This is a genomic window from Burkholderia sp. ABCPW 111, from assembly GCF_000773065.1.
Taxonomy (GTDB): Bacteria; Pseudomonadota; Gammaproteobacteria; order Burkholderiales; family Burkholderiaceae; genus Burkholderia; species Burkholderia savannae.
Map to the genome: position 1 here is coordinate 26662 of NZ_JPWT01000036.1, position 26370 is coordinate 53031.

A 26370-nucleotide genomic window follows, 5' to 3' on the forward strand; every position below is an offset into this window, starting at 1 on the left:
GAATCAGTGATTGATGAAGCCGGCGGCGGGCGTCATGCGGCTTCGTGCAGATAAAGCTCCTGCGCCTCGAAGCGCTGCGCGAGCTCGTCCGACGGCAGCGCGCGGCAGACGAGCCAGCCCTGGATGTGGTTGCAGCCCATCTCCGTCAGCAGCGTGCGCTGCGCCTCGGTCTCGACGCCCTCGGCGACGAGCTCGAGCTCGAGCGTCTGCGCAAGGCCGACGACCGCCGACACGATCGCGCGGTCGTTTCTCGACGTCAACAGATTTTCGACGAAACTTCTGTCGATCTTCAACTTCGCGAGCGGGAAGCTCTGCAGGTACGCAAGGCTCGAATAGCCGGTGCCGAAATCGTCGACCGCGAACCGGATGCCGAGCTCGGTCACTTCCTCGAGCAGCGTCTTCGCGTGATGCGGATCGTGCATCAGAAGGCTTTCGGTGATCTCGAGAACGATCCGGCACGGATCGATGCCCGTCAGCTTGATCGCGTCGCGCACGCTCTGCGTGAAGCGCGGATCGCGGAACTGCTGCGGCGACACGTTGACGGCCACGTATTGCAGCGCGATGCCTTGCCGGTCCCACGACACGAGCTGCATGCACGCGGCCTTCAGCACCCAGTTGCCGAGATAGTTGATGAGGCCGATCGACTCCGCGAGCGGAATGAACGTTGCCGGCGCGACGAGCCCGTGCACCGGGTGATGCCAGCGGATCAGCGCCTCGACGCCGACGACGGCGCCCGTGTGGCTCTTCGTGATCGGCTGGAAGTGCAGCGAGAACTCGCCGTTGCGCACGCCGTTGTAGAGATCGGCCTCGAGCTTCAGGCGCTCGGCGTCGGCCGGATCGTCGGTCGGCTGGTGGAACGCGAGCGCGTTGCCGCCCGCCGCCTTCGCCCGCGAGAGCGCGCGGTCCGCGCGCCGCAGCAGCGGACTGTGGTGCTGCGCGTGCTTCGACGCGGCGCGCGCGTCCGGATAGATCGCGATGCCGACGCTCGCCGACAGGTGCACGGCCTGCCCGTCGTACGCGTACGGCCGCTGCACGGCCGTCTGCAGCTGTCGGGCGAGCGCCTCGGCCGCGTCGATCGCGTCGATGCGCGTGGGCGCGTTCAGCATCACCGCGAACTTGTCGCTCGCGACGCGCGCGAGCCGTTCGCCGCGGGTCGCGAGCCGCTGCAGCCGCTGGGCGGTGTCGCGCAGCAGCGCGTCGCCCGCGTCGTAGCCGAGCGCGCGGTTGATTCGCTGGTAGTCGTCGAGATCGAGCAGCAAAAGCGCGGTGCAGCCGCCGCCTTCGTCGGCCGTCTTTTGCGCGCGCATCAGCGCGGGCAGCAGCGCGGACAGGTTGTCGAGCCCCGTCATCGGGTCGTGGTGCAGCTCGTAGGTGAGCCGCGCCTCGATCGCCCGCCACGACGACACGTCGAACGCCGCGATCGCGAAGCCGTCGACGCCGTGGTGGCGGCTGCGCACCGCGCGCACCTCGACGTCGAGCGGGTAGGTCAGCGACTTGACGAGACAGAGCGTCGCCTTCTCGACGTCGCCCGACGCGGACGCGCGGGCGAGCAGGCCGTCGAGCGTCGCGGTATCCTGCTCGGGGATCAGGTCGCGCAGCGTGAGCGTGTGCAGATATTCGCGGTGGTAGCCGATGAAGCGCAGGCCCGCGTCGGACACGTACAGGAAGCGCAGATCGCGGTCGACGTGAGCGAGGAAATCGACCGCACCGACGGTTTGCTCCAGCCAGCTTCGGACCGTATCGTCGGCGCGCGGCGTGCCGGCGCGCGCGGGCATCAGCGCGCCGCCCGACCAGGCGAAGCGGCGGAGCTTGTGAAATGCGGCGCGCCAGGAGCCTTTGCGGGGCGTCTTGTTCCTGATGGCTTCCATGTATCTCGCTGGCGTGAAGGGGCTGGAACCGGTGTCCGGACGCAATAACGGCGCATTGTGCCGATTCTTTAGCGTCAGGGAAGAAAGGATCTAGAGCATTTCGTCATGTGCGGCAGTTCGGCATGCGAACGCGACTGGACGGCTTGCCGGGTGCCGGACCCTGTTGAACGTATGGACATTCGAAGACGAGGACTCAGATGAATCGAAAACTGGCATCGGGCGCGGCGGCCGCGCTCTTCGCGCTGTACACGGTCGCGGCCCATGCGGTGCTGAAGGTCGGCGATGCGGCGCCCGACTTCAGCGCGCAGGCGTCGCTCGGCGGCAAGACTTACACGTACTCGCTCGCCGACGCGCTGAAGAAGGGCCCCGTCGTGCTGTACTTCTATCCGGCCGCGTTCACGACCGGCTGCACGATCGAGGCGCACGCGTTCGCCGACGCGGTCGATGCTTACAAACAGTATGGCGCGACGGTGATCGGCGTCTCGGCGGACGACATCGAGACGCTGACGAAGTTTTCGGTCAGCGAGTGCCGCAGCAAGTTCCCGGTCGCCGCCGATCCGGATGCGAAGATCATCCGCGAGTACGACGCGAAGCTGCCGGCGATTTCGAAGGCGAACCGCGTGTCGTACGTGATTTCGCCGGAAGGGAAGATCCTCTACGAGTACACGAGCCTGTCGCCCGACAAGCACGTCGAGAACACGCTGAACGCGGTGAAGGCGTGGGCGGCGTCGCACAAGCAGCCGTGACGCGGGCGGCGGCCGCGTGAGGCGGGCCAAGGCGGGGGCGGCGCCGTGTCAGGAGGGCTGCCCATCGCGCGGAGCGCGAAGCATGCCGGGCGCGATGCCGGCAGTTGAGGCCGGCAGTTGAGGCCGGCAGTTGGGGCCGGCAGCGGGTGCCGGCAACTGAGGCCGGCAGCGGAGGCCGGCCGGCGCGCTGCGCGCCCCGGCTCGTTCGTTCAGGCGCGCAGCGCCTGCTCGATCGGCACGCCGCCGCCGACGAAGCCGATCGTCTTCTTCGAGATGCCGAGCTTGATCGCCTCGATCGCCGCCCATGCGACGTCCTGTCGCGCGACGGGCGCTGAGTCGTCGAGGCGATCCTCGGTGAGCGCGATCTTGCCGACGCCCGGATCGTCGGACAGCGGACCCGGCCGCAGGATCACGTAGTCGATGCCCGATGCGATCACGCGGTCGTCGCCTTCGCGCTTCATCTGCGAATAGTGGCGCAGGAACTCGGGGCTGCGCTCCGGCCAGTATGCGGAGAGCGAGCTGATCACGACGAGCTTCTGCACGTTGTGCGCCTTCGCGTATTCGGCCGCGCGCGCAACCGCGTCGCGGTCGACCTGCTCCTCTTCGGCCGCGCCTTCGGATTCGGCGGAGCCCGCCGCGTAGATCGCGTGCGTGATTCCGTTGAATGCGGACGAGAAGTCCGCCGTCAGATCGGCGACGACGACTTTCGCGCCCGGCAGCGCGAAATCCGGCCGGCGCACCAGCGCCGTGACCTCGAAATCCTGCTGCTTGAGCAGCAGGTCCGCGAGCGCGCGGCCCGTGCGGCCGGACGCGCCAATCAGCAGTACCTTCATCGACATGAAACCACTCCTTGCATGGCGTTGCGTCAATGGCGCCCTCTGAACGAGGGACTGACGACGAACGTACAAGTGTATGCCGAATTCGCGTCCGATCGGTGGCGCCGAAACGAGATTCGGATCAAGCGCCGACGTGCGACGGCGGGCTGGCGCACATGGCGGCGCGCGCGCTCCGGTCCGGCCGATCTCGACTGCGGGCGGCGTGCGCGGGCGGCGCGCCGGCGCGATGGTGCTGCCGCCGCGCGCGGGGCCCGCTCATTTATGAATAGGCGAAGGGCTTCGTATCAGGCGTAAGCATTTGTGACATCGCGGCGTCGCCTGCGATCGCGCATCGGGCGATGCGCCGGCGGGCGGCGCGCCCGGTGCGGTTCGGGCCGGGCGAGACGGCCAGAATGGGGCGGCCCGTTCGGGACTCCCGTCCGGGACGGCCCGTCCGGGATCGCCCAGTTTGCGAGTGGCGGCGACGCGGACGGCCCGCGCGCCCGGCGCGCGCCGTCCGCGTGCGACATGCGTGCGACATGCGTGCGACATGCGTGCGACATGCGTGCGACATGCGTGCGACGCGCAGCCGAAGCCGGCCGACCGGCGCGGCTCGCATCGCGCGCGCCCGGCGCGTCAATCGCCCACGATGGCCGCGTTGCCCGACGTCCCGCGGTTCCGGCGCTTTTCCGCCCACACGCGCAGCCGGTCCATGTACAGGTAGACGACGGGCGTCGTATAGAGCGTCAGCATCTGCGACACGATGAGGCCGCCCGCGATCGCGATCCCGAGCGGCGCGCGCAGCTCGGCGCCGTCGCCGCGCCCGAACGCGAGCGGCAGTGCGCCGAGGAGCGCCGCCATCGTCGTCATCATGATCGGCCGAAAGCGCAGCAGGCATGCCTCGTGGATCGCGTCGAACGACGACTTGCCTTGCCGCGACGCATCGATCGCGAAATCGACCATCATGATCGCGTTCTTCTTCACGATGCCGATGAGGAGAATCACGCCGATCAGCGCGATGATGCTGAACTCGGTCTTGAAGAGCAGCAGGCCGAGCAGCGCGCCCACGCCCGCCGACGGCAGCGTCGACAGGATCGTCACCGGGTGGATGTAGCTCTCGTACAGGATGCCGAGCACGATGTAGACGGCCGCGAGCGCGGCGAGGATCAGGACCGGCTGATCCTTCAGCGACTGCTGGAACGCTTGCGCGGTGCCCTGGAAGCTGCCCTGGATCGTCGGCGGCACGCCGATCTGCGCCATCGTCTGGTAGATCACCTGCGTCGCCTTCGACAGCGACACGCCGGGCGGCAGGTTGAACGAGATCGTCGTCGCGACGAACAGGCCCTGGTGGTTGACCGACAAGGGCGTCGTGCTCGGCCCGAAGCGCGCGATCGCGGAGAGCGGCACCATCGTCGACTTAGACGTCGACACCGACGCGCCCGACGACGCGCTCGACTTGCCGCTCGACGAGATCGAGTTGAGCGCCTGGTTGCGCGCCGAATCGGCGGCGATCGCGGCGGCGCTCTGCGCGGCCGTGCCGGCCGTCGACGCGCGCGTCGACGTCGCGACGTAGGTGCCCGCCGCCGCGTTCGTCGTCTGCGCGCCGCTCGCGCTGCCGCCCGACGTGCTCACGTACACCTGGTTCAGCATCTCCGGGCTCTGCCAGTATTGCGGCGCGACTTCCATCACGACGTGGTACTGGTTGAGCGCGTTGTAGATCGTCGACACCTGGCGCTGGCCGAACGCATCGTACAGCGTGTTGTCGATCTGCGCGGGCTTGATGCCGAGGCGCGCGGCCGTCGCGCGGTCGATCGTCACCATCGACTCGAGGCCGCCTTGCTGCTGGTCGGAATTCACGTCGGCGAGTTCGGGGCGTTTCTGCAGCGCCTCCGTCAGGATCGGCCCCCATTTGTACAGATCGGCCGACGAATCGCCGAGCAGCGTGAACTGATACTGCGCGTTGCTCTGCCGGCCGCCCATCCGGATGTCCTGCGCCGCCTGCAGGAACGTGCGCGCGCCCGCGACGTGCGACAGCGGCTCGCGCAGCTGCTGAATCACCTGGTCGGCCGACAGCTTGCGCTGCGGCTTGTCCTTCAGCGCGACGAACATGAAGCCCGAGTTGGTCTGCGTGCCGCCCGTGAAGCCCGCGACGTTGGCGACGTTCGGATTCGCGCTCACGATGCGCATCATCTCGGTGAACTTGAGCTTCATCGCCTGGAACGACGTCGTCTGGTCGGCCTGGATGCCGCCGATCATGAGCCCCGTGTCCTGCTGCGGGAAGAAGCCCTTCGGCACGACGACGTAGAGGAACACGTTGAGCGCGATCGTCGCGGCGAGCGTCATCAGGATCGTGCGCGGATGACGCAGCGCCCACGACAGCGTGCGCTCGTAGCCGCGCTGCATCCGCTCGAAGCCGCGCTCGAGCCAGCGCGCGAAGCGGCTCTCGTCCCGCGGATCGTGCGGCTCGGGCAGAAGGCGCGCGCACATCATCGGCGTGAGCGTGAGCGACACGACGAGCGACACGGCGATCGCGAGCGACAGCGTGAGCGCGAACTCGCGGAACAGCCGCCCGACGATGCCGCCCATCAGCAGGATCGGCAGGAACACCGCGACGAGCGACAGGCTGATCGACAGCACCGTGAAGCCGACCTCGCGCGCGCCGTCGAACGCGGCCTGCAGGCGCGGCGTGCCGTTCTCGATGTGGCGCGAGATGTTTTCGAGCACGACGATCGCGTCGTCGACGACGAAGCCCGTCGCGACGATGAGCGCCATCAGCGACAGGTTGTTCAGCGAGAACCCGAGCAGGTACATCGCGCCGAACGTGCCGACGATCGAGATCGGCACGGCGACGCTCGGGATCAGCGTCGCGCGCCAGTTGCGCAGGAACAGGAACACGACCATCACGACGAGGCTCACCGCGATGAGCAGCGTGTGCTCGGTGTCGGCGAGCGACGCGCGGATCGTGCGCGAGCGGTCGAGCACCGGCGCCACCTTGATGTCGGCGGGCAGCGCGGCCGTGAGCTGCGGCAGCGCCGCCTTCACGCGGTCGATCGTCTCGATGATGTTCGCGCCGGGCGACCGGTAGAGAATCACGAGCACCGCGCGCTCGCCGTTCGCGAGGCCGAGGTTGCGCAGGTCCTCGACCGAGTCGACGACGCTCGACACGTCCGAGAGGCTCACGGCCGCGTTGTTGCGGTACGCGATCACGAGATCCTTGTACTGCGACGCCTGAGACGCCTGGTCGTTCGTGTACAGCTGGTAGTGGTTCGGGCCGAATTCGATCGCGCCTTTCGGGCTGTTCGCGTTCGCCGACGCGAGCGCGGCGCGCACGTCCTCGAGGCCGATCCCGTAGTGAAAGAGCGCGTGCGGCTCGAGCTCGACGCGCACGGCCGGGTTCGCCGAGCCGCTCAAGCTCACCTGGCCGATGCCGTCGATCTGCGACAGCGATTGCTGGAGCACCGTCGACGCGGCGTCGTACAGCTTCGCGGGCGAGGCCGTCTTCGACGTGAGCGACACGACCATGATCGGCGAATCGGCCGGATTGACCTTGCGGTACGTCGGGTTGCTCTTCAGGCTCGCCGGCAGATCGGCGCGCGCGGCGTTGATGGCCGCCTGCACGTCGCGCGCGGCGCCGTCGATGTCGCGGTTCAGGTTGAACTGCAGCACGATCCGCGCGTTGCCGACCGAGCTCATCGACGTCATCTCGGAGACGTCGGCGATCGAGCCCAGGTGCCGCTCGAGCGGGCTTGTCACGCTCGTCGCGACGGTCTCGGGGCTCGCGCCGGGCAGCGACGCCTGCACCATGATCGTCGGGAAATCGACTTGCGGCAGCGGCGAGACGGGCAGCTTGACGAACGCGAACAGGCCGGCGAGCGCGATCCCGAGCGCGAGCAGCGTCGTCGCGACGGGGCGGGTGATGAACGGGCGCGACAGGTTCATTTACGCGTCCGGATGCGCGGCCGCCGGGCCGGAGCGATCGAAGAAGCCGCGGATGCGGCGCGCGAGCGCGTCGAAGCCGAGGTAGATCACGGGCGTCGTGAAGAGCGTGAGCACTTGCGACACGATGAGCCCGCCCGCGATCGCGATCCCGAGCGGCTGGCGCAGCTCGGAGCCCGCGCCGGAGCCGACGATGAGCGGCACCGCGCCGAGAAGCGCCGCGAGCGTGGTCATCAGGATCGGCCGAAAGCGCAACAGGCACGCCTGGTAGATCGCCTCGCGCGGCGGCTTGCCCTCGACGCGCTCCGCCTCGAGCGCGAAGTCGATCATCATGATCGCGTTCTTCTTCACGATGCCGATCAAGAGCACGATGCCGATGATCCCGATGATGTCGAGGTCGTGGCCGGTGATCATCAGCGCGAGCAGCGCGCCGACGCCCGCCGACGGCAGCGTCGACAGGATCGTGATCGGATGGATGTAGCTCTCGTACAGCACGCCGAGCACGATGTACATCGTGATGATCGCGGCGAGGATCAGGAACAGCTGGTTCGACAGCGACGCCTGGAACGCGAGCGCCGCGCCCTGGAAGCGCGTCTGGAACGACGCGGGCAGCCCGAGCTCGCGCTCGGCCGCCTCGATCGCCTTGACCGCCTCGCCGAGCGACGCGCCCTGAGCGAGGTTGAACGAGATCGTCGTCGCCGGGAACTGCGACAGGTGCGACACGAGAAGCGGCGCCGGCCGCTCGTGGAACGTCGCGATCGAAGCGAGCGGCACCTGCCCGCCGCCCGCCGACGGCAGGTAGATGCCGTTGAGCGAATCGGCGTAGTGCTGCATCTGCGGCTCGGATTCGAGGATCACGCGGTACTGGTTCGACTGCGTGAAGATCGTCGACACGATCCGCTGGCCGTACGCGTCGTAGAGCGCGTTGTCGACGGTCGCGGGCGTGATCCCGAAGCGCGCGGCGTTCGCGCGGTCGATCTCGATGTAGACCGATTTGCCGCTGTTTTGCAGATCGGTCGCGACGTCGGCGAGCGACGGCTCCTTCTTCAGCCGCTCGACGAGCTTCGGCACCCAGGTCGCGAACTCTTCCGCATTCGGGCTCGTCAGCATGAACTGATACTGCGTCGGGCTCACCGTCGAATCGATCGTCAGATCCTGCACCGGCTGCATGTAGAGCGAAATGCCCGTGACGTTCGCCACCTGCTGCTGCAGCGAGCGGATCACGTCGCTCGCCGATTCGCTGCGCTCGTCGCGCGGCTTCAGGTTGATCAGCATGCGGCCGCTGTTGAGCGTGATGTTCGAGCCGTCGACGCCGATGAACGACGTGAGGCTCACGACGTCCGGGTTCTTCAGGATCTCGGCGGCGAGCGCCTGCTGGCGCTCGGCCATCGCGCCGTACGACACCGCCTGCGGCGCCTGCGTGATCGCCTGGATCACGCCCGTGTCCTGCGTCGGGAAGAAGCCCTTCGGAATCACGACGTAGAGGAGGGCGGTGAGCGCGAGCGTCAGCACCGCGACGACGAGCGTGGAGCGCTGCCGGTTCAGCACCCACTGCAGCGCGACGCCGTAGCGCGCGATCACGCGGTCGATCAGCGCGTGCACCTTCGCCTCGAAGCGGTGGCTCTCGGGCGGCGGCGTGTGGCGCAGGAGCTTCGCGCACATCATCGGCACGAGCGTGAGCGACACGACGGCCGAGATCACGATCGTCACCGCGAGCGTGATCGCGAACTCGTGAAAGAGGCGCCCGACGACGTCGCCCATGAAGAGCAGCGGAATCAGCACGGCGATGAGCGACACCGTCAGCGAGATGATCGTGAAGCCGATCTGCTTCGAGCCCTTCAGCGCCGCTTCGAGCGCCGAATCGCCTTCCTCGACGTAGCGCGCGATGTTCTCGATCATCACGATCGCGTCGTCGACGACGAAGCCCGTGGCGATCGTGAGCGCCATCAGCGACAGGTTGTTCAGCGAGAAGCCCGACAGGTACATCACCGCGAGCGTGCCGATCAGCGACAGCGGCACCGACAGGCTCGGGATGATCGTCGCGTAGACGTTCGCGAGGAACAGGTACATCACCAGCACGACGAGCACGACCGCGAGCGCGAGCTCGAACTGCACGTCGCGCACGGCGGCGCGGATCATCGTCGTGCGGTCGGTGACGATCTGCACGTCGAGCGCGGCGGGCAGCGATTCCTGCAGCTTCGGCAGGATCGCCTTGATGTTGTCGACCGTCTGGATCACGTTCGCGCCCGGCTGCCGCTGCACGTTCAGGATGATCGCGGGCTCGGAATCGACCCACGCGCCGAGCTTCGTGTTCTCCGAGCCGGCGACGACTTTCGCGACGTCGGTCAGCATCACGGGCCGGCCGTTCTTGTACGCGACGACGGCGTCGTTGTACTGGTCGGCGCTCGTCAGCTGGTCGTTCGCGTTGATCGTGTACGCGCGCGTCGGGCCGTCGAAGTTGCCCTTCGGCGTGTTGACGTTCAGGTTCGAGATGGTCGTGCGCAGGTCGTCGAGGTTCAGGCCGTACGACGCGAGCGCGAGCGGGTTCGCCTGAATCCGCACGGCCGGCCGGTTGCCGCCCGACAGGCTGACGAGGCCGACGCCCGACACCTGCGAGATCTTCATCGCGAGCCGCGTGTCGGCGAGATCCTGCACCTGCGTGAGCGGCAGCGTCTTCGACGTGACGGCGAGCGTGATGACGGGCGCGTCGGCCGGATTGACCTTCGCGTAGATGGGCGGCGCGGGCAGGTCCGACGGCAACAGGTTGCCGGCCGCGTTGATGGCGGCCTGCACTTCCTGCTCGGCGATGTCGAGCGGCAGGTCGAGGCTGAACTGCAGCGTGATCACCGACGCGCCCGCCGAGCTTTGCGACGACATCTGGTTGAGCGACGGCATCTGCCCGAACTGCCGCTCGAGCGGCGCGGTGACGGACGAGGTCATCACCTCGGGGCTCGCGCCCGGATAGAAGGTCTGGACCTGGATCGTCGGATAGTCGACCTCGGGGAGCGCCGCGAGCGGCAGGAAGCGCAGCGCGACGAGACCGGCGAGCATGATCGCCGCCATCAGCAGCGCGGTGCCGACCGGGCGAAGAATGAAGACGCGGGACGGGTTCATCGGTCAGCCGGCGTCATTGCGATTGTGCCTGCGACGCGCCGCGGCGGCGATGCCCGCCGTGCGCGCCGGACGCGGCCGATGCGCCTTTCGCGCCCGACGCCTGCTTCGGCTGCTCGGCCGGGACCGTGATCGCCGAGCCCTCGCGCAGCCGGTCGGAGCCGTCCGTCACGACGCGCTCGCCGGCCGCGAGCCCGTCGACGATGCTCGTGCGCTCGCCGTCGACGGGGCCGGGCTTCACCTTGCGCACGGTCACGGTGTTGTCCGGCTTCACGACATAGACGAACTGGCCGATCGAGCCGGTGAGCACGGCCGACGTCGGCACGATCGTCGCGTCGCGCATCGTGTCGACGAGAAGGCGCGTGTTGACGAACTGATTCGGGAACAGCAGGTTGTTCTTGTTCTCGAACGACGCACGCAGCTTCACGGTGCCGGTGGTCGTGTCGATCTGGTTGTCGAGCGTGTCGAGCATGCCGGTTTCGAGCGGCGACGTGTTGTTGCGGTTGTACGCGGTGATCGACAGCTTGTTGCCGGCGCTCACCTGCTTGAGGATCGCGGGCAGGTTGTCTTCCGAGGTCGTGAAGATGACGCTCATCGGCTGCAGCTGCGTGATGACGACGATGCCGTTCGTGTCCGACGGCGTCACGTAGTTGCCCGGATCGACCTGGCGCAGGCCGACGCGGCCCGACACGGGCGCCGTGATCCGCGCGTACGTGAGGTTGAGCTTCGCGGAATCGATCGCCGCGCGGTCGATCTGCACGGTGCCTTCGTATTGCTTGACGAGCGACGCCTGCGTGTCGGCCGTCTGCTTCGCGATCGAGTCTTGAGCGACGAGCGTCTGGTAGCGCTTCAGGTCGAGGCGCGCGGTCGCGAGGAGCGCCTCGTCGCGCGCGAGCGCGCCCTGCGCGTTCGCGAGCGAGATCTCGTACGGGCGCGGATCGACTTGCGCGAGCACGTCGCCTTTCTTGACGATCTGGCCTTCCTGGAACGACACCGACTGCAGGTAGCCGGACAGCTGGGTCCGCACGGTCACGTTCGCGAGCGGCGTGACGGTGCCGAGCGAATTGAGGACGATCGGCATCTCGCCGCGCGCCGCGGTCGCGACCTGGACGGGCTGCGGCAGGTTCGCGAGCGCGGCCGGCCCGCCGCGCTTGCGCGCGCCGCTTTGCTGGCTCGCGGCGGTCGAGTCGCCGCCGCTCTTCCACGGATGCCACCACAGCAGGCCGCCGGCCACGACGGCCGCGATCGCGCAGAACGCGATCAGCTTGCGGCGCGGGCGGGGGGCTTCGGGGCCCGACGGCGGGTGGGCGGGAGAGCGGGGCGTGGGCTTTTCTTGATTGTCCATCGGTTCGATCTGGAAGTCGGCGTGCAGCGCTTACGGCAGGCGCGGGCGGGCCGCGTTCGCGGGCGGCGCGGCGCGGGCCGACTGCGGCCCGGTCGCGACGCAAAAGAGCGGGGCGCGCCGTTTGGGCGCGGGGTTGCATGATGCTACGTCCCCATGACGGTTACAGTCCAGCGCCCTATCTTTCAGCGAATTACGGTCGTTACAGATGAACGGATGATGACGGTGTCGCGATGACGCGCAAGATGCTGCGGTTGCAGATCGGGCGGGGCGGGGTGTTGTCGGGGCGGATCGGGCTGCGGGCTGCGGGCGGCCGGCGAAGGGCGAAGGGCGAAGGGCGAAGGGCGAAGGCGAAGGCGAAGGCGAAGGCGAAGGCGAAGGCGAAGGCGAAGGCGAAGGCGAAGGCGAAGGCGGCCGTTCGCCGCATCGGACGCGGTATGCGCCGCCGGCGCACACCGCGCGCGCGAGCAAGGGCGGGCAGGGCGTGTCAGGGCATGCAAGGACGCGCGCCAAGGGCCGCGCGTCAGGGCGCGCGGTTCGGCCACGCGGAGCCGCCGATCTCGCGCGTGATCCTCGCAATGCACTCGCGCAGCGCCGGCACCGCGACCGAGCGCAGGAAATCGGGCGTGCACTGGTGCGCGGAGCCGCCGCAGTTGACCGCGTAGCGCTGGCCGGTCGGCGCGACGAAGCCCGCCGCGATCGCATTCAGCTCCTCGCGCCATTCGCCGATCGCGATCGCGTAGCCGTTTTGCGCGATGTCGGCGAGCGCGGAATTGAGCCTCGACACGACGAACGGCCAGTCGTCGCCCGCCGCGGCCTGCAGCGCGCCGATCAGCTCGCGGCGCGCGTCGTCCTCGAGCGCCGCGAGATACGCGCGGCCGACCGCCGTGCGCGCGATGTCCATCCGCGAGCCCGTCTCGAGCCGCGTGACGAGCACGGCCGAGCGCGGACGGATCACGTCGATCGCGACCATGTCGAGGCGGTCGCGCACGGCGAGGTGAACGGACAGCGAGGTCTTTTCGGCGAGCTCGACGAGGAACGGCCGCGAGCGCGCGCGGATGTCGAAGTTGCGCAGGAAGCCGTTGCTGAGCTCGAGCACCGACGCGGTCAGCACGAAGCGCTCGCTGTCGGGCAACTGGAACAGGAAGCCCGCGTTCACGAGCGTCGCCGTGATCCGCGATACGGTTGGCTTGGGGATGCCTGTCAATTCTGCCAGTTCCCGGTTGCTGACCGGGGCGTCGGAGGTGGCGATGCGGCGCAGAACGGCCAAACCGCGCGCGAGGGCCGTGATTTCGTCGGAAGTGGCTTCCCGTTCACGGGAAATGGCCTGAGCGTTGGAGCGTGTCGTCACGGAAATCTCTCTTTTTCGAAACTTGATTTCAGATTTTTATCAATTGTAAGACGAATGCCGGAAAGTGCGCGCGTTTTGCGATAATCTTTCACGATGCGCAATACTTACTCACTTACCCTGAGTTTATTAGGGAAATGTCGGGTCGCGCACAGTCGAAAATGCGTGGGCGGCATGTATTTTTCGCTTGACTTGTCGCCCGGAAACGGAAAAAATGTCTCCCAATTTCGAAACGTTGTTTCGTTAGTTTAGTCGGGAACGACGTTCGATGCAGTCTCTCAGGTTCTAGCACGGCCCTCGGAATGGCTAGAACTTTTTTAGCGCCACGGTCTCCGTGGCGCTTTTTTTTTGCCTGTTCACTGTCCAGGTGGACATCCCAAATATTGGGATTACGCCGAGCAATGCCGACGCGGCCTTCCCTTGCCGTTCTCGCGCCGAGCTGCGCCGCCGCACGCGGCGAGCGCACATAAAAAAAGGCGCGGTGCCACGAGGGCATCGCGCCAACCCGGCATCGAGCGCCGGCGAATCAGCCGTGACGGCGAAGAGAATCCGGGGTCACGCCTTCTTGAGCTGGATCGCGGCGGGCTCGGCCGTCAGATAGCCGACGCTCGCGCCGAAGCGGTCCTTGTAGTTCGCGCGCACGAGCGGATCGAGCACGCCCTTCACCTTGTCGTGCAGCGGCGATTCCCAATCGCCCGCGTGCTGCAGGTTGCTCATGATGTACGTCCAGCCGTTGATCTCGTCGACCGCGTGCAGGCCCGTCGATTCGGCGCCCGCCGGGCACGACAGCACGCGCGAGAGTTGCTTCGTGTCGACGTTGTACGCCCACAGGAAGTTGTTCACGTGCATCCCCGAGTCCTCGCCGACAAAGAGCGTGCGCAGCTTCTCCGAGTACTTCAGGTTGTCCGGATTCGCGATCTTGTCCGGATTCGCGAGGTTGCCGAGCGCGTCGGCCGCGGCGAGATCCTCGCCGACGAGCGCCGCGGGCGCGCTCATGTCGACGGGCACCCATTCGCTCGCGATCGTCGCGCCCGACGTGTCGCGTTGCCCGCCGCGCATGTTGAGCGCGTAGACGGCGCCCGCGTTGATCGCGCGGTCGAGCGCGATGTCCGGCCCGGCGGCCGCGTTGCCGCGAACCATCGATTTCTGGATGTACGACATCGCCGTATAGAGCACCTTGTCCTTCGCGTTGACCGTCGTGCCTTCGAGCTTCGTGAAGCCCATGCTGCCGCCCGCGTACGCGGCGAAGCGGTGCGTTTCGAGGAACGCCGCGGCCTTCGTCATGCCGGGCTTGATGCGGACCCAGTTGAACGTGCCGCTGAAGTTGATCTTCGAAAACGACGCGTCGCCCGGGTCCTTCGTCGCGACGTCCATGATGTCGGTCGCCGTCAGCCGGTTCGCGAGCGCCTCGATCTCCGCGCTCGTCGCGTGGCCGAGATTGATCCACGTGAGCGTCGCCGAGCCCGGGCCAATCGACGAGGTCTGCGTCCACTTCGCGACGTACAGCGTGCCCGCCGAGAGATCGGCCGCGCTGTCGGTGATGAACATGAAGAGGCCGCCGTTCGTCGCGTCGTCGCCCATCAGCACCGTGCGTTGGTCCGGCATCACCTGCACGAGCTCGTGCGAGATTCGACCGAGGCAATAGTGCTTGCGCACCGAGCCCGTGCCGTCCGGGTTCACCGTGATCTCGGGCAGGTGGCCGTAGTGGTACGGGTTCGCGGCCGTCTCGCTGCCGAACGTGTTCTTGCTGAACGCCTTGAACTGCGCGTCGGTCGCGGCCTTCGTCGCGTCCGGCTCGTATTCCTCGCTCGACAGATGCGTGTTCCACGGCGACAGGCTCGCGCCGCACGTGATCCACAGGCCGTGCGCGGCCGACGTGTCGACGTTGTGATACTTGACGAGCTTGAGCGCGCCCGTGGCCGGGTCCTGGTCGAGCGTCAGCACGGCGATCGGCGACGGCAGCCGGCCGTATTGCGACGCGCTCGCCAGGTCGCGCGTCGTGTATTCGAACTGCACGACGGCGAACACCGCGTTGCCTTTCACGCCCGGCACGCTCGCGTTCTTGAGCGTGAGCAGCGAGCTGCCGTCCGGGCAGTCGGAGTAGAACTGGCGCGCCTGGCCCGGCGCCGAGCGATCGACGATCGGCCGGTTGTCGATGTCGTAGTAGCCGCCCGCGAGGGTCGTGCCGCCTTTGCCGTCGGGCACCTGGTCGCCCGTCACGAAGAACGGCCGGTACGCGAGCTTGTAGTCGCGCGACGTGCCGTCGGTGAACGAGACGGACAGCGTCGAGCCGACCGTCGTCGTCGCCATCGCGGCCGGGCTGGCGAGCGTCGGCGCGGCCATCGACGCGAACGCGGCCGCCGCGAAGCTCGCGGCGGGCGGCGCGGCGGCGACGTCTTCGTCGCCGCCGCAGCCGGTGAGCAGGGCGGGGAGCGCGACGCCGGAAAGCGGCAGCATCGGCGCGCCGGCGAGGATCTTCAAGGCATGGCGGCGGGAGGGATTGGGCAACGCGGGCATGGGGAATCCAGTTGTTGTGGGCGACGGGAGCCGCCGGTGGCCGGCGCGGGCGCGGCGAACGGCGGTGAGAACCGCATGGAAGTGTATTTTTTGAAAATGAAAGTTTTTTGAATTGAATTTGTATGAATGGACGGGCGTCTCGCGAGGGACGCGCCGATGCGGCGTGCGCGGGCGCCGGCCCGTCGGGCGGGGCGCCGCCGATGCGGCAACGACATGTAAAAAAGAAGCGCAAGCCGTTGGGCGCGCGCCGGTGCGTCGTATCATCGCTTTTTCGCCACACGGAGCCGCTTTGCCGCGCCATTCGCCATGACGATCGAGATCGCCGACGCAACCGCACACGTTCACGCCATCGCACCCATTTCCCGCGCCGGCCGCAGCCGGCTTCGCGCCGCCGCGCTCGCGGCGGTCGCCGTCGCTGCGCTGGCCGGATGCAAGAAGCCCGACCAAGCGAGCGCGCCGCCCGACAACGCGGCGAGCGCCGCCGCGCATGCCGCCCAGCAGACGACGCAGCAGCTCGACCAGGTCGCGAGCTTCGTCAATCAGCAGATCGACGCGGCGAAGCGGGGCGTCGCGTCGGCGGCGTCCGCCGTGCCGCCCGTCACCGCGAGCTCGGCGCAGGCCGCCGCGCAGGGCGCCGCGTCCGCCGTGCTCGGGCAGGCCGCCGCCGCGGCCGGCACGAGTCTCGAAACGGCCGGCCGGAAGCTGCAGCAATGGAGCCAGACGGCCGCGCTGGGCGTATCGGGCGCGTCGGCCGCGAGCGGCTCGGCGGCGAGCCGCTGAATTTCGCTTGCATCGCGGATTAAATGTAATTATTATGGTTACACATTGTCGTCGGAACGGGGTGCGCGAGCGCGCCGTTTCAGGTGAATCATGAATACGAGCAGCCGGTTCGCGTTTGCCGTTCACGTGCTCGCGCTGTTGTCGATGCAGGAAGGCGTGCCGCTGTCGTCTGACGTGATTGCGGGCAGCGTGAACACGAATCCGGCGTTGATTCGCCGCCTGCTGTCGATGCTGGCGGCGGCGGGGCTCACGACGTCGCAACTCGGCGCGGGCGGCGGCGCGCTGCTGGCGCGCGAGCCGTCGGGCATCACGCTGCTCGACGTCTACCGGGCGGTCGACGATGCGCAGCTCTTCGCGCTGCACCGCGAGGCGCCGAATCCGGCCTGCCTCGTCGGGCGGCACATCCAGGGCGCGCTGACGGGCTACATCGGCGACGCGCAGCGGGCGATGGAGGCCTCGCTCGCGACGCGCACGCTCGCCGACGTGTCGGCCGACGTGCTGCGCTCGGAGGCGTCCGGGCAGCCGGGCGGGGCGCGGCAGACGAGCGCGTGAGCGATTGCGCGGCGGAGCGTGCTCGGCCGCTTGAAGGTTCGCGTGGACGGGTGCGATGCGGCGAAGCGGCGATGCGGCGAAAGGCAAAGCGGCAAAGCGCGCGATGTCGGGCGCGCTGCGGCTGCGAGCCGTATCGGGATTCGCCGTCGGCCCGTTGTGGGCGGGCGCAGGATGAACGCCAAGGGCTTTGCTGCCCGATGAAATGCCGCCCGGCGGTCACGACGGGCGGATGAATTGACTATGATGGGGATCGTGGGTCCCTCTTTTTTCGATTGAATATGTAATTGATATAGTTACATATTCGCCAACCAGGAGAATCGACATGACGCAACGTACTTTGAAAATCGCTTTGTTCGGCGCAACCGGCATGATCGGCTCGCGAATCGCGGCCGAGGCGGCGCGACGCGGCCACCAGGTGACGGCGCTGTCGCGCAACCCGGCGGCGGGCGCGCAGAACGTCACCGTGAAGGCGGCCGACCTGTTCGATCCGGCGAGCATCGCCGCCGCGCTCGCGGGGCAGGACGTCGTCGCGAGCGCCTACGGCCCGAAGCAGGAGGACGCGTCGAAGGTCGCCGCCGCCGCGCGGGCGCTCGTCGAGGGCGCGCGCAAGGCGGGCGTGAAGCGCGTCGTCGTGGTGGGCGGCGCGGGTACGCTGGAAATCGCGCCCGGCAAGCAGCTTGTCGATGCCGAGGGCTTCCCGGACGCGTACAAGGCCGTCGCGCTCGCGCACCGCGACGCGTACGACTACCTGGCGAGCGTGCAGGACCTCGACTGGACGTTCTTCTCGCCCGCCGCGCTGATCGCGCCCGGCGAGCGCACCGGCCAGTTCCGCACGGGCGAGGGCAAGCTGATCGTCGACGCCGACGGCAACAGCAAGATCTCGGTCGAAGACTACGCGGTCGCGTTCGTCGACGAGATCGAGCAGAGCCGCTTCGTGCGCCAGGCCGCGACGGTCGCGTACTGATCGCGGCGCGGACGCCGGCGCGACGCGCGCGGCGTTCGCTCGGAGCGGAGCGGCCGGGCGATGGCGTTCGGCCGGGTGGTCCGGCCGGGCGACATCGCCGAAGGGGCCGGCCGGAAGTGTCGGGCCGGGAGCGTCACGCCGAATGGGCAGTCCAAAGCGCTAGCCCGAGTTCGAAGCGCTAGCCCGAAGCGCTAGCCCGAAAGTGGCACGCCGAAGGGTCGTGGCGAAGGGGCATGCCGAAGCGCCAGGCGGGAGCATTCGGCCAGGCATGTCGACCGAGCGCGTCAGCCGAGGCGTTCTTCCGCACGCGCGTCGCGCCGGTTCGCGCCGGCGCGACGCGCGCGCCGTCGTTCAGGGCGCGCTACCCGCGAAGCGGGCGGCGCATGCGCGCGTTGGGGCTACACTGGCGATCGTCGTCACCACTCCTACGATCGCATGCCGATTTCGCCTCGCTCGCTCTTCGCGCGCGGCGCCGCCGTCGTTCTCGCCGCGCTCGCCGCTTGCCCGTCGATCGCATCGCGGCCGAGCGGGCGGCGATCGACCCCGTCGAGCGCACGCGCTGCCGCGCTCGCGCTCGCCGCCGTCGGCTTCGCGCTCGCCGTCGCGCCGTTCGCCGCGCGAGCGGCGACCAATCCGGGCCTCGCCACCTTCCAGAAGCTGATCGCGCCCGCCGCCGCGTCGGACGCCGCCGCGCCGGCATCGGGCGCCTCAGCCGCGGCGAGCGCGTCGGCGGCCGCGCCGTCGCCGGCGAGCGCCGCCGAGATCGCGCGCTCGTTCGACTCGGTGATCCGCATGCTCGACAACGACCGGCAGCGTACGCAGCTCGTCGCGCAGCTCAAGCAATTGCGCAGCGTGGCGCTCGTCGCGCAGGCCGGGCAGGCCGCATCGGCACCGGCGGCGGCGTCCGGCGCGGCGGGCGCGGGGCTTCTCGGCGCGATCGCGTCGGGGATGGCGTCCGTCGAGGCGAGCCTGCGCGAGCGCGACACGCCGCTGCGCTACTGGTCCGCGCGCTTTCGCGCGGCGGGCCGCGAGCTCTACGGGCTCGCGAGCGGCGCGGGCCCGCAGCCGAGCACGCGAATCCTGCTCGATCTCGTGCTGATGCTGGCCGGCTGGCTCGCGTGCGCGGCGCTGTTGATCTGGGCGCAGCACGGTTTCTGGGCGCGCCACGGCGTCACGGTCAAGCTCGATCCGAATCCGAGCGCGAAGGAGATGCTGATCTTCGCGTTGCGGCGCGTCGGGCCGTGGATCGTGTCGTTCGTCGCCGTGCTCGCGATCGCGCGCGGGCTGCCCGATTCGCTCGGCCGCACGCTCGCGCTCGTCGCCGCGTACGCGATCGTGTCGGGCTCGGTGTTCGCGTCGCTGTGCCTCATCATGTTCGCGCTGTTCAGCTCGGGCCACCGCCGCGCGGCGGGGCGCGTGCTGATCGCGCGCTCGTGGCGGCTGCTGCGCCTGATCGGCGCGTTCGGCGCGCTCGGCGACGCGGCGCTCAACCGCGACGTCGCGTGGCAGCTCGGCCTCGACCTGTCGAGCCTCGTGTCGACCGCGTCGAGCATGACGGCCGCCGTGCTCTGCGCGTGCTTCGCGGTCGCATACCGGCGGCCCGTCGCGCACCTGATCCGCAACCGCAGCCATGCGCAGCGCACGGGGCATCGCGCGACGACGGAGATGGCCGACTTCGCGGCCGCGCTCTGGCCCGCGCCCGTGCTGGTGCTCGCGTTCGCGGCGGTCGCCGGCACTCTGCTCGTCAGCCGTTCGTCGTCCGATCTGCTGCGCACCTCGATCGTGAGCGCGCTGCTGCTCGTGCTCGCGTTCTTCCTGTCGGCCGTCGTGCTGCGCGTCACGCGCCCGAATCCGGTCCACCGCAAGCGGCGCCACCGCTCCGTGTACGTCGCGCGGCTCGTGCGCTTCGCGGGCTCGCTCGCGACGCTCTTCATCTGGCTCGGCTACGTCGAGCTCACGTCGCGTCTGTGGGGCATCTCGCTCGCGCGGATCGTCGAGCACAGCGTCGCCGCGCGCGGGATCGCGCAGGCGGTGACGGCGATCGTCGTCACGCTGTTCGTCGCGTGGCTCGCGTGGATCGTCGTCGACACCGCGATCCTCGAGGCGCTCAGCTCGGCGACTTCGCGCGGCAAGGCCCGCAATCCGAGCGTGCGCGCGCGCACGATGCTGCCGCTCGTGCGCAACGTCGCATTCGTGACGATCGTCACCGTCGCCGCGATCGTCACGGCGGCGAACCTTGGCATCAACGTGACGCCGCTCCTCGCCGGCGCGGGCGTGATCGGCCTCGCGGTCGGCTTCGGCGCGCAGTCGCTCGTGTCGGATCTCATCACCGGGCTTTTCATCATCGTCGAGGACACGATTTCGGTCGGGGACTGGATCGACGTGGACGGCGGCCACGCGGGCACCGTCGAGCATCTGACGATCCGCACGGTGCGGCTGCGCGACGGGCAGGGCGCGCTGCATTCGATTCCGTTCTCGCAGATCAAGATCGTCAAGAACCTGTCGCGCGACTACGGCTGCGCGGTGTTCGAAGTGCGCGCGCCGTTCTCGGCGGATCTCGACCAGGTGACGCGGCTGATTCGCGACGCGGGCGCGGATCTGTGGAGCGACGGCGCGGTGCGCCGGCTGATGCTCGGCGCGGTCGAAGTGTGGGGGCTCGACCGCTTCGAGCCGAACTGGATGATCGTCAAAGGGCAGATCCGCACGCGGCCGCAGCAGCAGTCGACCGTGATGCGCGCGTTCAACGCGCGCATCAAGCGGCGGATGGACGACGCCGGCATCGAGATTCCGCTGCCGCAGATGCACGTGTATTCGACGACGGCGGGCGGCGCCGCGGCCGAGGACGCGACGCGCGAAGATGCGCGCGATCCGGCGCGCGACGCGCGCGACGATATGGGGCGCGGCGGCGAAGGGCGGGCCGCTGGCGCCGAAGGCAGCGGCGGGAAGCGCACCGATGCCCGGGCAGCGGCAGCGGGCGAGCGGGGCGCGAAAGGTGTGTGACGGTGTGTGAGGGGCGTGTCCTGCCGGGCGTGCCGCAGGTATCGGCTGGTGCGATGAGTTGCGGGGGACGATGCTCATGACGGCCGGTGCCGGGCGGGTTCGGATGGCGCGTACGGCTCTAACGGCTCCAACGGCTCCAACGGCTCCAACGGCTCCAACGGCTCCAACGGCTCCAACGGCTCCAACGGCTCCAACGGCTCAAACGGCTCAAACGGCTCAAACGGCTCAAACGGCTCAAACGGCGCTCAAACGGCGCTCAAACTCAAACGGCTCGATCACGCCGCCGCGCCCCCGTCACCTCCGTTTCACGGCGCGACATGGTCGCGCCCAAGCAACCCCGCATGCTCGGCCGCGAACGCCGGGGCGTCGAATCGCGGCTTCGCCGCGTCGTCCGCGTGGGCACGGGCGATCACGCCCTCAGGCATGCGCGCCGGCGCCGACCGCGACGACGTCGTTTACGTGCGTCGCCACCCGTTCGCCCGCCACGCCGTACACGTGCAGCGAGATCGCGGGCGCGTCGGCCGGCGCGCCCGCGTGCCCGAGCCGGTGAATGGCCTCGCGCCCCGCGCGGACGTACGACACCGCGCCCGTCGGCCGCGCGTGCCTGCGCGCGTCGACCGCGCAGCAGGCCGCATCGTTCCAGCGGTAGACGATCTCGGTCAGCTTGCCTTCCAGCACCGCATAGCCGCACCACGCATGATGGCCGTGCACCGGGCTCCATTGGCCCGGCTCCCAGACGAGCGACACGACCGCATAGCGGCCGCCCGGATCGGCGGCAAGCAAATGGCGCCGATAGCCCGCCGCGCCGCTCTCGCGTTGCGCGGGCGTGAGGAAGTCGGGCGTCGCGGCGGCTTGCGCGAGCGCGATGCGCAACTCGCGCGCGAACGCCGGATGGCGGGAGGGCGCGGACTCTCGGGCGAGCGAGTCGAACGCCGCGTCGAGCCGCGCGCAGAAACGCTCGATCGCCGACGGCGCGCGCTCGCGCGGTTTCGGATGCGCATCCGGCGCGTGCGGGAGAAAAGAGGCGGCGTGATTCATCGTTGGCTCGGTCGTTCATGTCCCGCGGCGAGGTTGCGCGGGTCCGGTACGTATTTATACCGGTCGACTTGGAGAAAGGGATTCCATATTGTTCCCTCATGCGAACAATGAATAGAATAATTTTCTATTCGCTACGGACTGGGGAAATGGACGCGATCGATCGTAAGTTGCTCGAGCTGCTGCAGGAGGACGCGACGCTGCCGATCGCGGAACTCGCGCAGCGCGTGAATCTGTCGCAGACGCCGTGCTGGAAGCGGATTCAGCGGCTCAAGGAGGCGGGCGCGATTCGCGCGCAGGTCGCGCTGTGCGATCCGCGCAAGCTCGGCGTCGGCACGACGGTGTTCGTCGCGGTGCGCACGAACCAGCACACCGAGGAGTGGGCGGCGCGCTTCACGCAGGTCGTGCGCGACATGCCGGAAGTCGTCGAGGTCTACCGGATGAGCGGGGAGACGGACTATCTGCTGCGCGTAGTCGTCGCCGACATCGACGACTACGACCGCATCTACAAGAAGCTGATCCGCTCGGTGCCGCTCTTCGACGTGAGCTCGTCGTTCGCGATGGAGCAGATCAAGTACTCGACCGCGCTGCCCGTGCGCGACGGCGACGCGCGCTGACTGCCGCTTGCCGCTTGCCGACTGCTGACTGCTGACTGCTGACTGCTGACGGTTGACGGTTGACGATCGACAGTTGACGGGGCGGCGAGCCGGCGGCCGTGCGCGATGCCCCGAATGCCGGACGCGGCGGCGCGATGTCCCGCCGACCGTCTGCGCCCGACACGCGTGCCCGATGCGCGTGCCGAACGGCGCCGCGCGTCGCTCGCGCTCAACGCCCCCGCTCGAGCGCGCGCCGGCGCTCGTCGGCAAGCGCGTCGCGCCGCACGAAATCCGCGACGAACCCGCTCGCCGGATGGTGATAGAGGTTGTACGGCGCGTCCCACTGTGCGAGCCGGCCGTCGGCGATCACGCCGATGCGGTCCGCGAGCGCGAACGCTTCCGCCTGATTGTGCGTGACGAAGAGCGCCGTGTGGCCCGCCGCCTTCAGGATGTCGCGCACTTCGAACGCGAGCCGCTCGCGGGTGTCGACGTCGAGATTCGAAAAGGGCTCGTCGAGCAGCAGCAGCTCCGGCGACGGCGCGAGCGCGCGGGCGAGCGCGATCCGCTGCTGCTGGCCGCCCGACAGCTCGTGCGGATACGCGTTCGCCGCATCGGCCAAGCCGACGAGCTCGAGCATCTGCGCGGCGCGCGCGCGGCGCTGCGCCTTCGGCGTGCGGCGCAGCCCGAACTCGACGTTCTGCTGCGCGCACAGGTGCGGGAACAGCGCGTAATCCTGGAACATCATGCCGACGCGGCGCTTTTCGGGCGGCACGTCTGCGTCGCGGCTCGCGAGCGGGGCGCCCGCGAGCACGATTTCGCCCGCGCGCACCGGCTCGAAGCCGGCGATCGCGCGCAGCACCGTCGTCTTGCCGCAGCCGGACGCGCCGAGCAGGCAGCCGATCGCGCCGCGCTCGAGCGCGAGATTCAGGCGGTCGACGACCGTGCGCCAGCCGCGCGGCGTGTCGTAGGCGAGCGTGACGGCGTTCAGTTCGAGCAGCATGGTGTGCCTTTCAGGGTCCGGATTTCAGTTGGGTGCGCGCGAGCACGATCACGGGCGCGAGGCCCGCCGCGACGATCGCGAGCGCCGCGACCGCGCCTTCCTCGTAGGTGCCGCGCGCGGCTTCCGCGTAGAGCCAGGTCGCGAGCGTGTCGAAGTTCAGCGGGCGCAGGAGCAGCGTCGCGGGCAGCTCCTTCATCGCGTCGACGAACACGAGGAGCGCGCTCGCGCCGAGCGCCGGGCGCAGCAGCGGCAGATGCACGCGCCAGAGCGTCATGCCCGCCGATTCGCCGAGCGTGCGCGATGCTTGCTCGAGCGACGCCGGAATCCGCGCGAGGCCGGCCTCGATGCCGCCCGCCGGAATCGCGAGGAAGCGGATCGCGTACGCGATCACGAGCGCGGCGGCCGAGCCCATCAGCACGAGCGCGTCGCGGCCGAACGCGGCGGCGATCGCGCGATCGGCGAGCGCGAGCGGTGCGAGGAGGCCGATCGCGAGCACCGTGCCCGGCACCGCGTAGCCGACGCTCGCGAGCCGCGCGCAGATGCGGCCCGGCTGGAAGCGGGCGCTGTCGCGCGCGCGTCGCGTCGCCCACGCGACGACGATCCCGCCCGCGAGCGTGACGACGGTCGCGGCGAGCGCGACGGCGAGCGTGTTCGCGAGGCTCGCGAGCAGCTGGCTCGACACGCCGCCGACGAGATGCAGGCGCTTCGCGGTTTCGTGAACCAGATACGCGGCGGGCGCGCCGAAGCCGACGACGACGGGCAGCCAGCCCGCCGCGGCCGCGCCGACGGCGGCCGCGCCGCGCAGCCGCTGCGGCTCGATCGCGCGCATCCGCCTGCCGTGCGCGTAGCGCTCGCGGCGGCGGCCGTAGCGTTCGAGCGCGAGCGCGCCGAGCACGATCGCGAGCATCGCGAGCGCGATCTGCGCGGCGCTCGCGAGATCGGAGCGCGTGACCCACGTCGTGTAGACGGAAACCGTGAGCGTCTGCACGCCGAGGAATTCGGAGGCGCCGACGTCGTTCAGCGTCTCGAGGAGCGCGAGGCTCGCGCCGACCGCGATCGCCGGCCGCGCGAGCGGCAGCACGACGCGAAAGAAGGTTTCGATGCGGCCCGCGCCGAGCGTGCGCGCGGCTTCGACGAGGCTCGCCGATTGCGTGACGAACATCGCGCGCGTGCACAGATAGACATACGGATACAGCACGAAGCCGAGCACGCCGATCGCGCCCGGCAGCGAACGCAGGTCGGGCAGGCGGAACTCGCGCGGGCCGTCGAAGCCGAGCGCCCAGCGCAGCGCGCTCTGCACGGGGCCGATCGGGTGGAGCAGGTCGAGATACGCGAACGCGACGATGTACGACGGCACCGCGAGCGGCAACAGCAGCGCCCACGCGAGCGTGCGACGCCCGGGGAAGTCGTACGCGGTGACGAGCCACGCGGCGCCCGTGCCGACGCACGTGACGATCGCGCCCACGCCCGCGAGCAGCGCGAGCGTGTTCGCCGCGGCTTGCGGCAGCACGAATTCGGCGAGGTGCCGCCAGTGCGACAGATCGGCGCCGAGCGCCGCGCACGCGAGCGCGACGAGCGGCGTCGCGACGAGCGCCGCGATCGCTGCCGCGGCGGCGAGCCAGCCGCGCGCAGCGATACCGCGGACGAACGCGCGAATGCGCGCGTCCACGCGCGAACGCGAACGCGAGCGGCGCGCGGCGAAGGCGTCGACGTCAGTTGTCAAAGCCGACCTTGTCGACGAGCTGGCTCGCGCGCTTGCGGTACTTCGCGATCTCGACGAGCGGCAGCGGATCGACCTTGAGCGGCCCGAAGCCGGCGATCACCGGATCGAGCGCGACGCCCGCGCGCACCGGGTATTCGTAATTCGCCTGCGCGTACAGCGCCTGCGCGGGCGGCGACGCGAGGTATTCGAGCAGCTTCACCGCGTTGTCCCTGTTCGGCGCGTGCTTCGCGACGGCCGCGCCGCTCACGTTGACGTGCGTGCCGCCGCTCTTCGCGTTCGCGAACGTCGGGCGCACGACCTTGATCGCGTCGCCCCACTTGCGCGCGTCGGTGCCGGGCTCCGCGTGCTTCATGTGGCCGACGTAGTACGCGTTCGCGAGCCCGACGTCGCAGATGCCGCCGAGGATGTCGCGCGCGACGTCGCGGTCGCCCCCGGTCGCCTTGCGCGCGAGATTCGCCTTCACGCCGCGCAGCCACTTTTCGGTCGCGGCCTCGCCGTCGTGCGCGATCATCGCGGCGACGAGCGCGGTGTTGTACGGATGCTGGCCCGAGCGGATGCAGACCTTGCCTTTCCAGGTCGGATCGGCGAGCGATTCGTACGTGATCGCGTCGAGCTTCATGTTCTTGTCGACGTACAGCACGCGGTCGCGCAGCGACAGCGCGTACCAGTCGCCGCCCGCGCCGCGCAGGTTCGCGGGAATCGCGTCGTCGAGCGAGCGCGAGCGCACCGCTTGAGTGAGCCCGCCGTCGACGAGGTCGAGCAGGTTGCCGATGTCGACCGTCATCAGCACGTCGGCCGGCGAGCGCGCGCCTTCCGCCTTCACACGCTCGAGCAGGCCGTCCTTGACGAACACCGTGTTGACGGCGATGCCGCTCTGCTTCGCGAACGCGTCGACGAGCGGCTGGATCAGCTTCGGCTCGCGGGTCGTGTACAGGTTGACTTCGTTCGCGGCGTGCGCGGCGGGCGCGGCGGCGAGCGCAAACGCGAGTGCGAGCGCGCGCAGCGGCGGACGGACTGGCTTCAGGAACATGGAGGGC

Annotated in this window: 17 protein-coding genes; 6 read left to right on the plus strand and 11 right to left on the minus strand. The window is 69.3% G+C overall.

Annotated elements, in window-relative coordinates:
- Nucleotides 1-32 precede the first annotated feature (32 nt).
- A complete protein-coding gene (gene cdpA / locus X946_RS05430; RefSeq protein WP_081989375.1) occupies nt 33-1775 on the minus strand; it encodes a cyclic di-GMP phosphodiesterase CdpA in 1743 nt (580 codons plus the stop codon).
- Nucleotides 1776-2065: 290 nt separating this feature from the next.
- Here cdpA and X946_RS05435 point away from each other — a divergent pair, with 290 nt between their 5' ends.
- Nucleotides 2066-2614 (plus strand): peroxiredoxin, encoded by a 549-nt coding sequence (locus X946_RS05435; protein ID WP_038744762.1) that lies wholly within the window; start codon nt 2066-2068, stop codon nt 2612-2614.
- Nucleotides 2615-2823: 209 nt separating this feature from the next.
- Here X946_RS05435 and X946_RS05440 read toward each other — a convergent pair whose 3' ends face one another.
- The 6 genes from X946_RS05440 to X946_RS05470 all read right to left on the minus strand — a co-directional run bounded on the left by X946_RS05440 (nt 2824) and on the right by X946_RS05470 (nt 15683).
- Nucleotides 2824-3453 (minus strand): SDR family oxidoreductase, encoded by a 630-nt coding sequence (locus X946_RS05440; protein ID WP_038744764.1) that lies wholly within the window; start codon nt 3451-3453, stop codon nt 2824-2826.
- A gap of 612 nt (nt 3454-4065) precedes the next feature.
- Nucleotides 4066-7368 carry an efflux RND transporter permease subunit gene (locus X946_RS05445; RefSeq protein ID WP_038744765.1) on the minus strand — a complete coding sequence of 1101 codons (3303 nt, stop codon included), beginning with the start codon at nt 7366-7368 and terminating at the stop codon, nt 4066-4068.
- A complete protein-coding gene (locus X946_RS05450) occupies nt 7369-10479 on the minus strand; it encodes an MdtB/MuxB family multidrug efflux RND transporter permease subunit (protein ID WP_038744766.1) in 3111 nt (1036 codons plus the stop codon).
- Nucleotides 10480-10492: 13 nt separating this feature from the next.
- Complete coding sequence (locus X946_RS05455) at nt 10493-11821, minus strand: MdtA/MuxA family multidrug efflux RND transporter periplasmic adaptor subunit (protein ID WP_038744767.1); 1329 nt, start codon at nt 11819-11821, stop codon at nt 10493-10495.
- A gap of 520 nt (nt 11822-12341) precedes the next feature.
- Nucleotides 12342-13169, minus strand: coding sequence for an IclR family transcriptional regulator (locus X946_RS05465; protein WP_038744769.1), 828 nt, complete (start codon nt 13167-13169; stop codon nt 12342-12344).
- A gap of 552 nt (nt 13170-13721) precedes the next feature.
- Nucleotides 13722-15683, minus strand: a complete 1962-nt coding sequence (locus X946_RS05470; RefSeq protein WP_038744770.1) for a PhoX family protein — start codon at nt 15681-15683, stop codon at nt 13722-13724.
- A gap of 306 nt (nt 15684-15989) precedes the next feature.
- On the opposite strand from X946_RS05470, the gene X946_RS05475 reads away from it, so the two are divergent.
- From X946_RS05475 to X946_RS05490, 4 genes are all read left to right on the plus strand, one after another.
- Nucleotides 15990-16463 carry a hypothetical protein gene (locus X946_RS05475; RefSeq protein ID WP_038744771.1) on the plus strand — a complete coding sequence of 158 codons (474 nt, stop codon included), beginning with the start codon at nt 15990-15992 and terminating at the stop codon, nt 16461-16463.
- Between the two features lie 90 nt (nt 16464-16553).
- Entirely contained in the window at nt 16554-17015 is a 462-nt protein-coding gene (locus X946_RS05480; RefSeq protein ID WP_038744772.1) for an Rrf2 family transcriptional regulator, read from the plus strand.
- Between the two features lie 322 nt (nt 17016-17337).
- A complete protein-coding gene (locus X946_RS05485) occupies nt 17338-17979 on the plus strand; it encodes an NAD(P)-dependent oxidoreductase (RefSeq protein ID WP_038744773.1) in 642 nt (213 codons plus the stop codon).
- A 435-nt stretch (nt 17980-18414) separates the two neighbouring features.
- The gene (locus X946_RS05490; RefSeq protein ID WP_060821949.1) at nt 18415-20979 is read left to right on the plus strand and encodes a mechanosensitive ion channel family protein; all 2565 of its coding nucleotides are present in this window, start codon (nt 18415-18417) and stop codon (nt 20977-20979) included.
- Nucleotides 20980-21396: 417 nt separating this feature from the next.
- Here X946_RS05490 and X946_RS05495 read toward each other — a convergent pair whose 3' ends face one another.
- Nucleotides 21397-22017, minus strand: a complete 621-nt coding sequence (locus X946_RS05495) for a cysteine dioxygenase family protein (protein WP_038744774.1) — start codon at nt 22015-22017, stop codon at nt 21397-21399.
- 146 nt (nt 22018-22163) lie between these two features.
- On the opposite strand from X946_RS05495, the gene X946_RS05500 reads away from it, so the two are divergent.
- Nucleotides 22164-22631, plus strand: a complete 468-nt coding sequence (locus X946_RS05500) for an Lrp/AsnC family transcriptional regulator (RefSeq protein ID WP_038744775.1) — start codon at nt 22164-22166, stop codon at nt 22629-22631.
- Nucleotides 22632-22839: 208 nt separating this feature from the next.
- Here the strand turns inward: X946_RS05500 and X946_RS05505 are convergent, their stop codons facing one another.
- The 3 genes from X946_RS05505 to X946_RS05515 are packed head-to-tail and all read right to left on the minus strand — an operon-like array spanning nt 22840 to nt 26363.
- A complete protein-coding gene (locus X946_RS05505; protein WP_038744776.1) occupies nt 22840-23610 on the minus strand; it encodes an ABC transporter ATP-binding protein in 771 nt (256 codons plus the stop codon).
- 10 nt (nt 23611-23620) lie between these two features.
- Nucleotides 23621-25333, minus strand: coding sequence for an ABC transporter permease (locus X946_RS05510; RefSeq protein WP_038744777.1), 1713 nt, complete (start codon nt 25331-25333; stop codon nt 23621-23623).
- Complete coding sequence (locus tag X946_RS05515; protein WP_038744778.1) at nt 25323-26363, minus strand: Fe(3+) ABC transporter substrate-binding protein; 1041 nt, start codon at nt 26361-26363, stop codon at nt 25323-25325. Before X946_RS05515 ends, X946_RS05510 begins: the two co-directional genes overlap by 11 nt.
- Nucleotides 26364-26370 lie beyond the last annotated feature (7 nt).

What these genes read in the sequence shown, in the direction of transcription:
- cdpA (WP_081989375.1), bottom strand. Translation starts at nt 1,775, where the DNA reads ATGCCCGCGCGCGCCGGCACGCCGCGCGCCGACGATACGGTCCGAAGC.
- X946_RS05435 (WP_038744762.1), top strand. Translation starts at nt 2,066, where the DNA reads ATGAATCGAAAACTGGCATCGGGCGCGGCGGCCGCGCTCTTCGCGCTG.
- X946_RS05440 (WP_038744764.1), bottom strand. Translation starts at nt 3,453, where the DNA reads ATGTCGATGAAGGTACTGCTGATTGGCGCGTCCGGCCGCACGGGCCGC.
- X946_RS05445 (WP_038744765.1), bottom strand. Translation starts at nt 7,368, where the DNA reads ATGAACCTGTCGCGCCCGTTCATCACCCGCCCCGTCGCGACGACGCTG.
- X946_RS05450 (WP_038744766.1), bottom strand. Translation starts at nt 10,479, where the DNA reads ATGAACCCGTCCCGCGTCTTCATTCTTCGCCCGGTCGGCACCGCGCTG.
- X946_RS05455 (WP_038744767.1), bottom strand. Translation starts at nt 11,821, where the DNA reads ATGGACAATCAAGAAAAGCCCACGCCCCGCTCTCCCGCCCACCCGCCG.
- X946_RS05470 (WP_038744770.1), bottom strand. Translation starts at nt 15,683, where the DNA reads ATGCCCGCGTTGCCCAATCCCTCCCGCCGCCATGCCTTGAAGATCCTC.
- X946_RS05475 (WP_038744771.1), top strand. Translation starts at nt 15,990, where the DNA reads ATGACGATCGAGATCGCCGACGCAACCGCACACGTTCACGCCATCGCA.
- X946_RS05480 (WP_038744772.1), top strand. Translation starts at nt 16,554, where the DNA reads ATGAATACGAGCAGCCGGTTCGCGTTTGCCGTTCACGTGCTCGCGCTG.
- X946_RS05485 (WP_038744773.1), top strand. Translation starts at nt 17,338, where the DNA reads ATGACGCAACGTACTTTGAAAATCGCTTTGTTCGGCGCAACCGGCATG.
- X946_RS05490 (WP_060821949.1), top strand. Translation starts at nt 18,415, where the DNA reads ATGCCGATTTCGCCTCGCTCGCTCTTCGCGCGCGGCGCCGCCGTCGTT.
- X946_RS05495 (WP_038744774.1), bottom strand. Translation starts at nt 22,017, where the DNA reads ATGAATCACGCCGCCTCTTTTCTCCCGCACGCGCCGGATGCGCATCCG.
- X946_RS05500 (WP_038744775.1), top strand. Translation starts at nt 22,164, where the DNA reads ATGGACGCGATCGATCGTAAGTTGCTCGAGCTGCTGCAGGAGGACGCG.
- X946_RS05505 (WP_038744776.1), bottom strand. Translation starts at nt 23,610, where the DNA reads ATGCTGCTCGAACTGAACGCCGTCACGCTCGCCTACGACACGCCGCGC.
- X946_RS05515 (WP_038744778.1), bottom strand. Translation starts at nt 26,363, where the DNA reads ATGTTCCTGAAGCCAGTCCGTCCGCCGCTGCGCGCGCTCGCACTCGCG.